15 protein-coding genes are annotated in these 11,090 nt (G+C 35.7%); 4 read left to right on the forward strand and 11 right to left on the reverse strand.

Annotated elements, in window-relative coordinates; all coding sequences use genetic code 11:
• Positions 1-49 precede the first annotated feature (49 nt).
• Both U860_RS0101935 and U860_RS0101940 read right to left on the reverse strand, forming a co-directional pair.
• Positions 50-454 (reverse strand): CotD family spore coat protein, encoded by a 405-nt coding sequence (locus tag U860_RS0101935; protein ID WP_025147200.1) that lies wholly within the window; start codon positions 452-454, stop codon positions 50-52.
• A gap of 155 nt (positions 455-609) precedes the next feature.
• Positions 610-1,194 (reverse strand): YppG family protein, encoded by a 585-nt coding sequence (locus U860_RS0101940; protein WP_025147201.1) that lies wholly within the window; start codon positions 1,192-1,194, stop codon positions 610-612.
• Between the two features lie 177 nt (positions 1,195-1,371).
• On the opposite strand from U860_RS0101940, the gene U860_RS0101945 reads away from it, so the two are divergent.
• Positions 1,372-1,563, forward strand: coding sequence for a YppF family protein (locus U860_RS0101945; RefSeq protein ID WP_002171200.1), 192 nt, complete (start codon positions 1,372-1,374; stop codon positions 1,561-1,563).
• Positions 1,564-1,589: 26 nt separating this feature from the next.
• On the opposite strand, the gene U860_RS0101950 is transcribed toward U860_RS0101945, so the two are convergent.
• Positions 1,590-1,934 carry a YppE family protein gene (locus U860_RS0101950; protein ID WP_025147202.1) on the reverse strand — a complete coding sequence of 115 codons (345 nt, stop codon included), beginning with the start codon at positions 1,932-1,934 and terminating at the stop codon, positions 1,590-1,592.
• A 15-nt stretch (positions 1,935-1,949) separates the two neighbouring features.
• Positions 1,950-2,192 carry a hypothetical protein gene (locus U860_RS0101955; RefSeq protein ID WP_025147203.1) on the reverse strand — a complete coding sequence of 81 codons (243 nt, stop codon included), beginning with the start codon at positions 2,190-2,192 and terminating at the stop codon, positions 1,950-1,952.
• An 85-nt stretch (positions 2,193-2,277) separates the two neighbouring features.
• Here U860_RS0101955 and U860_RS36940 point away from each other — a divergent pair, with 85 nt between their 5' ends.
• A complete protein-coding gene (locus tag U860_RS36940; RefSeq protein ID WP_081806572.1) occupies positions 2,278-2,457 on the forward strand; it encodes a phage portal protein in 180 nt (59 codons plus the stop codon).
• Positions 2,458-2,652: 195 nt separating this feature from the next.
• Here the strand turns inward: U860_RS36940 and U860_RS0101965 are convergent, their stop codons facing one another.
• The gene (locus U860_RS0101965) at positions 2,653-3,678 is read right to left on the reverse strand and encodes a DUF2515 domain-containing protein (RefSeq protein WP_025147204.1); all 1,026 of its coding nucleotides are present in this window, start codon (positions 3,676-3,678) and stop codon (positions 2,653-2,655) included.
• 102 nt (positions 3,679-3,780) lie between these two features.
• Between U860_RS0101965 and recU the strand changes: the two genes are divergently transcribed.
• On the forward strand, positions 3,781-4,383 hold the full coding sequence (gene recU / locus U860_RS0101970; RefSeq protein ID WP_002171195.1) for a Holliday junction resolvase RecU: 603 nt from the start codon (positions 3,781-3,783) through the stop codon (positions 4,381-4,383).
• A gap of 66 nt (positions 4,384-4,449) precedes the next feature.
• Positions 4,450-7,155, forward strand: a complete 2,706-nt coding sequence (locus U860_RS0101975) for a PBP1A family penicillin-binding protein (RefSeq protein ID WP_025147205.1) — start codon at positions 4,450-4,452, stop codon at positions 7,153-7,155.
• A 19-nt stretch (positions 7,156-7,174) separates the two neighbouring features.
• Here U860_RS0101975 and U860_RS0101980 read toward each other — a convergent pair whose 3' ends face one another.
• The 6 genes from U860_RS0101980 to U860_RS31055 form a co-directional block, all read right to left on the reverse strand.
• Entirely contained in the window at positions 7,175-7,693 is a 519-nt protein-coding gene (locus U860_RS0101980; protein WP_002171193.1) for a YpoC family protein, read from the reverse strand.
• Positions 7,694-7,696: 3 nt separating this feature from the next.
• Positions 7,697-8,344, reverse strand: a complete 648-nt coding sequence (gene nth, locus U860_RS0101985) for an endonuclease III (protein WP_025147206.1) — start codon at positions 8,342-8,344, stop codon at positions 7,697-7,699.
• 15 nt (positions 8,345-8,359) lie between these two features.
• Complete coding sequence (gene dnaD, locus U860_RS0101990) at positions 8,360-9,067, reverse strand: DNA replication protein DnaD (protein WP_025147207.1); 708 nt, start codon at positions 9,065-9,067, stop codon at positions 8,360-8,362.
• 121 nt (positions 9,068-9,188) lie between these two features.
• A complete protein-coding gene (aspB, locus tag U860_RS0101995; RefSeq protein WP_025147208.1) occupies positions 9,189-10,376 on the reverse strand; it encodes an aspartate transaminase AspB in 1,188 nt (395 codons plus the stop codon).
• 18 nt (positions 10,377-10,394) lie between these two features.
• Entirely contained in the window at positions 10,395-10,898 is a 504-nt protein-coding gene (locus tag U860_RS0102000; protein WP_025147209.1) for a DUF5590 domain-containing protein, read from the reverse strand.
• A 7-nt stretch (positions 10,899-10,905) separates the two neighbouring features.
• The gene (locus tag U860_RS31055) at positions 10,906-11,076 is read right to left on the reverse strand and encodes a YpmA family protein (protein ID WP_033795354.1); all 171 of its coding nucleotides are present in this window, start codon (positions 11,074-11,076) and stop codon (positions 10,906-10,908) included.
• Between the last annotated feature and the right edge of the window lie 14 nt (positions 11,077-11,090).

An 11,090-nucleotide genomic window follows, 5' to 3' on the forward strand; every position in this document is an offset into this window, starting at 1 on the left:
CTCCAATTACAAAAAAAGAACTAGCATTTTGCTAGTTCTAACATATCATTTACTTTTTAAACATTCCACCAACATTTGGTCCCATATTTGGTCCAAATGGAGATACATTCGGTCCTGGTCCAAATGGAGATATTTGATGCCCGTGGTGAGGATAGTGATGATGGCCATGACCACATGGTCCATATCCACCACCGAATCCACCGCCGAATCCACCAACAAATCCTGGATCACCAGGGTCCACAACATTTACGTTCGAGTTTGTTTGTGGGAAGAAGCCTTGATTTTTAATTTGTTGATGGTGTACATGTGTTGTATGCGTTGGGAAAATGTGTGGCACCACCGTTGTTGAAAAAGAATGTGTTACGCATTGTTTCGTCGGATGAATGACAGGAGCAGTTGTACAAATAGGTCCTGTTGGCTTATGCCCTCCAAAGCAAGGATGACAATGATGCATAGTTTTTCTCTCCTCTCTCATTAAAAAAATCTGACTACACTTTACAATATGAGAAAGGAGGTAAGGCCGCTTGTTATATATACCCATTTATTTCACGGAAATTTGTCTAGTGCTGCATTTCATTCATAATATACATTACGGACAACATCCTACTATCATTTACCAAAGAACCCCCCGACTTGCTTAACAATCCCCGTCACTTGATTCATCGCATTCATCATTTGTCCAGCCGTATTCATCATTTTATTCACATCATAGTTACCATCTGATGTTTTAAATTGTGAAACAAAACTAGAAAACTGACTTGGTTGCTGTTGCTTTTGTTTATTCATTGTTGGGTATGGTTGTTTTGGTGGATAAAACATAGCCTGTTGATTTCCATATTGAGTTGGTGGCATGTAGTATTGTGAATTCATATACATTTGTTGCGGTTGATCCGTATACATTTGCTGTGGCTGATTCATATGCGTTTGTTGCGGTTGATTCGTATACATTTCCTGTGGCTGATTCATATGCGTTTGTTGCGGTTGATTCGTATACATTTGCTGCGGCTGACTCATATGCGTTTGTTGCGGTTGATTCATAAACGATACTTCAAATGGCTGATAATAATTTTGATTTCCATAATAAGGTTCGAAAGGATACATATTATATCTTAAATATGTATCCTCATTATATTGGTACATATTTTGCTGCGCGTACGGGTTTGCTTGCTGATATACATTAGGTTGTTGAAACATGCATTCTCTCCTCCTTCACATAAGTTTCTACATATAGAATATGTACCTATAAAATAAAATGTGTGAAGGAGTATCTGTCTGTTTTTGTCGGAAGTTTAAATTTTTAAAAAAATTAGAAAGAAAGCCCTTCCATGCTATGATAATAAGGAAGAAGATTCTCATGGGGGAGGAATCAACATGGTATTAGGGGATTTAAAACAAGCGTTTTCTCAAAAAAAGGGGTATTGCACAGAAAATTCGAATGAACTGTTAGACTTTGCAAGACATTGTTATTTAGAAGGAAAAATATGTATATCAGATTACCGAACATTAATACGAGAATTAGAAATAAACGGTGCAACAAAACCTACAACAGTAACAGAGGCATAAAAAAACAAGAGGGTTTTTCCCTCTTGTTACTTACATTGCTCTACGATATTTTGCAAAGTATACGAAATAGCTTGATGAGTTTCAAAGAAACGTTTACCTTTTCCCTTATTTACAAAGCATTGTAGTACATTAGTTTGTAAATTATCGTACACTTGATCAATTTGTTGTACATGTATATACTTAGGTCTTTCTTTCTTGATCCACCTATAAGCTAAGTCTTTCCACAGCTCTAACTCTTCATCTACAGTTTCAACAAATGGCTTCATATCCTTATAAAAATCATACTCAGCAACTTCTCTTTTTTTCACATTCGCTTCATCATTATACTGCATTAACTTTTCCGAGGACTGGATTAATGCTTCATACTCCATTTTATTCCCACCTTACTATGCACTCACTACGATGTTTTGAAATGTCTTTACCCAACTCCCTTTTTCTTGGTGATGCACTAATTTATTTTCCATATGCTCGATATGCATTTCTGTTATTTCTATCTTATTGCATATTTTTTCACGCTTATCCTTCAACGCATGATTTATTCTAATCCCAATATTCATTTCCAGCAAATCGAGAGAACTTAACATTTGATCCATTTTTTTCATAACATCTTCCTTCTGAACCATCGCCATAAATAAAACGCCCCCTTCTTTGCCTTTCCTTTGTCATGTAATTTCGCCGATTTATCGATCACTCCTGCCCACATGACAAAACTAGTTGATATTCGTCAAAGAAATCATTTTGCATGCCATTTATAGAAATGGTAACAATACAAAAAGGAGGTGTATTACGATGGCAAAAAACAAAAACGAAAAAAAGAAAAATCAAAACAAACAACAAAACAAACCTGAGACTGGTAATCCAAAGCTTGATGGTCCAAATTTCCCTGCTACATAAAGTGACACTTTAATCTGAGTGACTCTTACAAACAGCTATTTTCCGACCTAAGCTCAACCTGTTTGCTTTCGCTAAGTTTTGAGGTTAAAGCCGTAATGCCCGCAAATAGCGGAATCAAAAGTAATTTGTTATAGAGCATATTACTTTTAATTAAGAAGTCCCGCCTTCCTAAATGAAGGCGGGACTTCTTTTTAATTATATCATGAATTCATCCATTCTTTTAACAAAACTATTTAATATAGAAAGAGTATGTATTTGCTCTCGCTTCTTTCTATACCATTCTGTTATATTAATTTCCCCTTTAGGTTTTTCAAATAAAAATAATGAATTCGTTTCTAGTCCTTCACTAAACCAATCTTTTTCAATTATTTTTTCATGAGTAACAATAGTATACACATCTCTTAGAGCCGACGTACCTGACTTTCTAGTTCCCTTTAAGTAGCATTCATAATCCATCCTCGATCCTGTATGCCTAGTTTGCAATGTAAATTTATAAAACAAATCCCTATACTTTGGATGATACAATAACCAAGCTAGTTTTTTCCCAAGTTCTATACGTTTTTGTAACGTTTCAAATTGATAAACTGAAAACCCATATATTCTCCCTTCCACCGTTGGAAAAACAACTGCACTAACATGAAATATTTCTTGAAATTTAAACAAAGCGGTATCAAATACATGTTTTTGAAAATATGTATTCTCAATTACTGGTTTTTGAATTATATTTTGTTCATTTATAATAAGGGCCGTCATTAGCCTTATTACATCTCTTTTCTCCCAGAAATATATCCATTCTTTTTCCATAAAAATTGATGTGTTGAAAAATTGTAACAACTGGAAAAGAGGTACACATCTCCTTTTACTTTCCTCATATAGTAATAGTTGAGGGAAGGCATCTAAGAAAATAAGCCAATTAGCCTTTTCGTACGTGAGAAATAAATGTTTCTTTACTGTTGGAGATAGAACATTAGAATAGTACTTTCCTTCTAGATCTGTCATGTTCCAGCCTCCATTCCTTGAGACCATACTCGCTAAAAAAGACCATCGAATTTCTTTATTTCTCAAATAATATTCTTGGTAAGATTGTGTACGTGAAATATTATCTACATTAGCTATATCTGTTCTCTCCTTAATATTGTTAACTATAGATTTTTCATCTTCTGTGCAAAAATAATCATTGCGATTTTGTTTAATTTTTTCGTAATCGTGCCAGCTAAACATGAATAAGTACCATACCTTTCTTGAAAAAGGTCACATCTTTTTTCATTTTTTGATATAATCACCTTTGTAAGTAATTCTTAACAAGTTGGGAGTGGACACAATATGACCATTCGTTACCCAAATGGAAAAAGGTACGATCAAGCTTCACACCCTCATAAAACACCAGTTAAAAAACATACTTATAGTAATAGAGGTATGTCCCTTGAAGAGGAATTGAATGACACAAATCAATATTACTTAACCCATAATATTGCATGCGTACATAAAAAACCTACACCTCTTCAAATTGTAAAAGTAGATTACCCCGCTCGAAGTGCTGCTGTGGTAAAAGAAGCGTATTTCAAACAACCTTCTACAACAGATTACAACGGTGTATACAAAGGGAAATACATCGATTTTGAAGCGAAAGAAACAAAAAATAAAACCAGTTTTCCCCTTCAAAACTTCCACCTTCATCAAATTGAACATATGAAGCAAGTAATCGCTCATAACGGAATTGCATTTGTTATTATTAAATTTACACTTTTTGATGAACTTTATTTATTAGATTCAAAACATATTATTGCATTTTGGAATCGTCAAAATACAGGTGGACGTAAATCGATTACAAAACAAGAAATAGAAGCGCATGGATCTTTATTATCATGCGGTTATCACCCTCGGATTGATTATATCCGTGTACTAGACACGGTTTATTTTTCGTGATAGAGTCATCACTAAGGCTCTTTTTTCGGCTTTTTGGGGAGAGAATGAAAGGTAGGAGAAAGTATAATGTCAGATAATTATCGTTCTCGTACAGAACGAAATCATGTAAAAAATCAAACGAAAGAAACAAATAAAGAAGAAAAACCAAAGAAAAAAGGTTCCTTTTTCAAGAAATTTCTTATAGGTTGTCTACTTCTTGGTATCGTCGGTCTCGTAGCTGGCGTTTCGGCTTTCTTTGTTATGGTAAAGGACGCTCCAAAATTAGACAAATCAAAACTTGTCAATCCTTTATCAACAAAGTTTCTTGATAAAAACGGAAATTTCTTCTATGAATATGGTGCTGAAAAACGAACCCATGTTACATACGATCAAATTCCAAAAGTAGTGGAAAGTGCATTCCTTGCGACTGAGGATGCTCGCTTCTACGATCATAATGGAATTGATTTTATACGTACTGGAAAAGCAGTTATGGAAAATGTCACTGGTGGTTTCGGATCACAAGGTGGTAGTACGATTACACAGCAAGTAGTTAAAAACTATTTTCTAACGATGGACAAAACTGCAAAAAGAAAAGTGCAGGAATGGTACTTATCTTATAAGTTAGAGCAACAGTATTCAAAACATGAAATTTTAGAAATGTACTTAAATAAGATTAACCTAGGTAATCGCTCTTATGGTATTTCAACAGCAGCTAAAAAATATTACGGCAAAGATTTAAAAGACATACAATTACATGAAGCTGCAATGCTCGCCGGTTTACCCCAAGGTCCTAACATTTATGATCCAACAAAAGAAGAAAACGTTGATCGAGCAAAGAAACGTCGTGATGTCGTATTAACATTAATGAATCGACATGGCTATATAACGAAACAAGAAATGAATGACGCAATGCAAATCCCTGTAACAGAGGGACTTCTTCCGTCTTCAGATGCAACTGAAATGCCATATCAAGCGTATTTAGATGCCGTTTTCAAAGAAGTAGAAAAAGAGATACCTGATGTGAATATTGGCTCTGATGGTTTAACAATTCAAACAAATATTGACCTTGAAGCTCAAGACTATGCAGATAAAATAATGGATGGAAATCTTATTAAATATCCAAATGATCAATTCCAAGGTTCATTTGTATTTATGGATACGAAAACTGGAGAAGTTCGTGCAGTCGGTGCCGGTCGTAAAGAAAACAAATCAACATTTAAAGGACACAACATGGCTATCGATTTAAAACGTCAGGTCGGTTCAACAATGAAACCTATTTTTGACTATGGTCCAGCTATTGAAAATCTACAATGGTCTACGTACCATCAATTAAATGACTCAGAGTACACATACTCTAATGGTACAAAAATTAAAAATGCTACAAACAGTTATAAAGGAGATGTGTCCCTACGTGACGCACTAAAAAAATCTTTAAATATTCCTGCTTTAAAAACAGCTCAAGCGGTCGGGCTTGATAAGTCAAAAGAATTCGCCAAAGGTCTAGGCATGACATTTAAAAATGATGATGTTTTTGAATCAACTGCAATCGGTAGTAATGAAAGCTCTCCGTTAGATGTCGCTGGAGCTTATGCAGCATTTGGAAATGACGGTATGTACAATAAGCCTCATTTCGTTAAAGAAGTTATTTTCCCAGATGGGAAAAAGAAAAGCTTTAAACCGAAAGAAAAACGAGCAATGCACGATTATACAGCTTACATGGTTACCGATGTACTTCGTGATGTTGTAAAACCTGGTAGTGGCGGTACTGGGCCAACGGCTTATGTTCCCGGTTTTGACGTTGCTGGTAAAACAGGAACACAAAACTTTGATAAATCTGTTATTGAAAGATATGACATCCCAGCAGATGCAAACAGAGATAGTTGGTTTGCAGGGTATACACCTCAATACACAATGGCTGTATGGACTGGGTACGAAAAAGATAGTAAAGAAAATTACATTGGAGATCGTTCTACTAGAATTGCTCAGCAAATGTTCCAAGTGATGATGAGCAAATTTGCTACAGATAAATCTCGTTTCGAGCGCCCTTCTTCTGTACAAGAATTAAATGGAGAATTATATGTAAAAGGTGCAAAAAAAGATGCAGTTAAACAAATTAAAGTAGATCCGCCTAGTGGCCTTAATGTCGCTTTCGATGGGTCTAGCACAGTTACACTAAACTGGTCTGGACCATCAGAGGTTGATGCATATGCCGCAAGCTATAAAGCTACTGACGGTACTAGTGGTAGCTTATCAGTAAGTGGTACAACAGCTACCCTCGGAGGCATTAAACCAGGTGTTACTTACAGCTTCTCTGTAGTAGCGAAACAAGGTACTGGAACAAGCCCTGCAGTCGGTGCATCCTTTACCGCTCCTGGAGGAACTCCAGACGCGAAAAAAGCCGAGGAAGAGGCTAAGAAAAAGGCTGAAGAAGACGCTAAGAAAAAAGCTGAAGAAGACGCCCAGAAAAAGGCCAATGAAGATAAGGTAAAGCAAGAAGAAGCTAAGAAAAAGGCTGAAGAAGAACAACGTAAACAACAAGAGCAACAACAGCAACAACAACAACAACAACAGCAAGAGCAACAACGCAAACAGCAAGAAGAAGCTCAGAAGAAAGCTGAAGAAGAGCAGCGTAAACAACAAGAGGCTCAGAAAAAAGCTGAGGAAGAAGCTAGAAAGAAAGCTGAAGAAGAGCGTAAACAACAGGAACAACAGAATCACCAACAAGAACAACCGCATAGCGGAGGAGATACTACTCCGCACGCAGACGGAAATGTTGTTACAACAGAATCATAATAAAAGAAGTCCATTTCTCCTAACGAGAAATGGACTTCTTTTTTGTTATGATTTTCTTTACATGTAGCTTCTCTATTTCGATATACAACTGTGCTAATTGAATATAAGAATGATAATTACTTGGTTTCTTGATAATAAATGAATATCGCTCCATAAAATTAACAGGTTGTACTTCCAATTTATTCGTATTTACTTGCATTTCATTCAAACCATGAACAGGTTGCTCATTTAGCCAATATACAACCGATAGCAAGTGAGCTGCAAAAAGAATCATCGGTCCCTCAGCTTCTTGTTTTTTTCTGTTTCGAAATAGCGTAGCAATTTCGTCTTGTTTCGTTTTCCATGTATTTAACACCGCTGGAATACTTTTTTCAAGTTCATTCCATGGCTCATACTGTTTTTCTATATCAAATATAAAATAAATATTTTGTATTATTTCTTCAAAAGATTGATCAGTATGATACGTAATCGATTTTACATCCTCTTCAAAAAATGGTAAATATCGAAACGTTTTCGGCACTTCTACAACTCTCTCCATCCCTTATTTCCCCTTCATCCGCTTTTTCCCTTCACGGCATACATCTAATAGCGGGCACTTTTCACATTGTGGACGTTGCGCTTTACAATGATAACGTCCAAAGAATATCATACGATGATGCGTCACTCCCCATTCATCCATTGGAATTTTCTTCATCAACGTTTTTTCCACCTCTAATACTGAATCTTTCCATCTGCAAATCGCTAAGCGCTTACTCACTCTCTCTACATGCGTATCAACAGCAATTGCTGGAATCCCAAACGCAACCGAAACAACTACATTCGCTGTCTTCCTCCCTACACCTGGTAACTTCGTCAGCTCGTCACGGTCTTCTGGAACTTTTCCGTTATAATCATCAAGTAACATTTGACATAATTTTTGAATGTTTTTTGCCTTGTTTCTATACAATCCAATTGAACGTATATCTTGTTGTAATTCTTCTAAAGGCACACTTAAATAATCTTCTGGTGTTTTATATTTTTGAAATAAGTTTTTCGTCACTTTATTTACAAGTGCATCTGTGCATTGCGCAGATAATGCCACTGCGATTACAAGTTCAAATGGATTATCATGAATTAATTCACAATGTGCATCTGGATACATATCCGCCATTGTATCTAGACAATAACGAATTTGCGTTTTGTTCAACATATCTTTCCTCCTACATTACTGCTCCAACCAATTATAAAAAGGCACTTTCCCAGTAAATTTCGTCTCTTGTTTTGTCGTTTGTTGTGTACGTTGTTGATTCGCTCTAAATTTCTGGCCTTGATTTTGCGCTTGATCCACCGTTTTAATTCCATTCTTTTTCCACTCAAATAAGATGCGATCAATATACCTGAAATTAAGTTTACCACTCATAACAGCTTCCCGAAGAGCCGCTTGAATTAAATTCGGATGATGTTGATCTTGATCTTCCCACATTCCCAATGTTTCACATTCAAATGGCGAAAGTGGTCTTCCAAATTCTTTTTCAAATACTGTATATAAATTTACTTGAATTTGTTTTTTTTCTTGTCGCTCTTCTTCTATAGATTCATTCATTAAAAAGTGCAATATTTTTTCCCATAGTGGTTGTAAAGAATAACTTTCACACATCATCGCTTCAGATCTTTGCCCACCTTCTAGTGCTAAAAAACCTTTTTGAATTAATGTCTGAATCACTTCCATACATTTCATTTCTGTTATCGTCATCCGTTCTGAAATCTCTGAAGGAGTCGGGAACGAATTACCTGATTCTAAAAATGTGTGTACATGAAGTACCACCATAAATTCCGTTTCATTTAAACCTAGCTTTTTATAATGCATCATAAGCAATTTAGGAATCGCTATGCTTCCCTGTTCAAACCATTGTAACATCATTTTCTTTTTCATCACCAAACACCTCGCTCTCTAGTATAACACACCTTTAGCTATTTCTTTTTGCCACAATTCGTCAAAAAAACCTCCCTATATGTAGGGAGGTTTTTTTGTGTTTAATACAAGGAACAGCCGATTAAGCCTGCACTTTACTTTTCATAAATGTATGAATTCGTTCCAATGCTTTCTCTACTTGCTCAAGAGATGTCGCATACGACAGTCGAACGTTATTTGGTGCACCAAATCCTGTCCCTGGAACAAGAGCCACTTTTTCCTCTTCTAATAATGCCTTTGCCCAGTCATCAACTGTCTCATATCCAGTTAACGCTACAGCTTCTTTTACATTTGGGAATAAGTAAAATGCACCTTGTGGTTTGATGCAAGTGAAACCAGGAATTTGAATTAATTTATCATAAATAATGTTCAATCTTTCTTCAAATGCTTGACGCATCGTTTCTACAGGTTCTTGTGAGCCTGCATATGCAGCAATTGCACCGTATTGAGCAATTGAAGTAGGGTTTGACGTACTATGACTCGCTAAGTTCGTCATCGCTTTAATAAGCTGCTTATTTCCTGCTGCATATCCAATACGCCATCCTGTCATAGAATGAGATTTAGATACACCATTAATAATAAGTGTTTGTTCTTTTAATGCATTAGAAAGCTGGGCAATTGAAGTATATTCTGCATTACCATAAATTAATTTTTCATAAATTTCATCAGAAACGATTAAGATATCATGTTCTAAACATACTTCTCCAAGCTGTTGTAATTCTTCTTTGCTGTAAATCATTCCTGTTGGATTGCTCGGTGAATTAATAATAACTGCTTTCGTTTTCTCTGTAATTGCCTCACGCAGCTGCTTTGCTGTAATTTTGTACTCATTGTCTTCTAGACCTTCTACATAAACTGGCTTACCACCAGCAAGCTTTACTTGCTCAGGATAACTTACCCAATAAGGAGTTGGGATGATAACTTCATCTCCTTCATCAAGTAACACTTGGAATAATGTATATAATGCATGCTTGGCACCATTACATACAATAATTTCAGATGGATCATACGCTATCCCTTGATCGCGAGTAAATTTCTTAACGATTTCTTGTTTTAACGATTGTAATCCACCTGTTGGTGTATATTTCGTATGTCCTTCTAACATCGCTCTATGTGCGGCTTCCATAATATGTTCTGGCGTATTAAAGTCAGGTTCTCCTGCCCCTAATGCAATTACATCATGACCTTCCGCTTTTAATGCTTGTGCCTTTGCTGTAATTTCTAAAGTTGAAGACGGTGTTAAAGCAGCTACTCGCTTTGCTAATTTCATTTGCGGTTCCCCCTACATCTATTTTTCAATGCTATATCGTCTTAAAAACTTGCCATCTTTAAATTCAAGATAGTAGTAACTATAACGATTTTCATCATCAATATATGTAACTTCCCATAATGGTATATTGTTTTCAACGCCTAATTTTGCTTTTAAGATTTCTTTCGGTTTGCTTTTTGATTCTTTACTTCCATCGTCGACCTGTTCAACCGTTCTTTGTATAGCTTCTTTTTCAGAAATACCTTCGCTCTTTTTTCTTATTATAGTATCTCCTTTTTTCTCAGGCACCCAAACAATGATTTGTTCTCCTTTTTCATCTGTACCTTGTACGACGGTATATGAAGATTTTCCATTAAAATAATCAACAGATTTTACTTTTGTAAGTTTTGCCTTTTCTTTTGCAATTTCTACAACCTTTGATTCTTTTGGAATTTTATTTTCCATCGCTTTATTATAAACATATGCCCCATATATTCCACTAGCAACGATAACGATAATGATTGCAAAGATCCACTTTTTCATTGTATCACTACGTTCTGTAAATCGTAAATACAGCTGTTTCTTTGTCTTTTTCGTCTAATGCTAATCCGAACATGAGGTCTTGCTCTTTTAACGTACGATTCAAGCTATCAACAATTTTATACAAATCAGACGAATATTTAATACGCGTCGTTGATAGTGCTTCAATTTTCTTCTCCATGAAAAAACTCCTCC

This window comes from Bacillus sp. H1a (assembly GCF_000633475.1).
GTDB classification, from domain to species: domain Bacteria; phylum Bacillota; class Bacilli; order Bacillales; family Bacillaceae_G; genus Bacillus_A; species Bacillus_A paramycoides.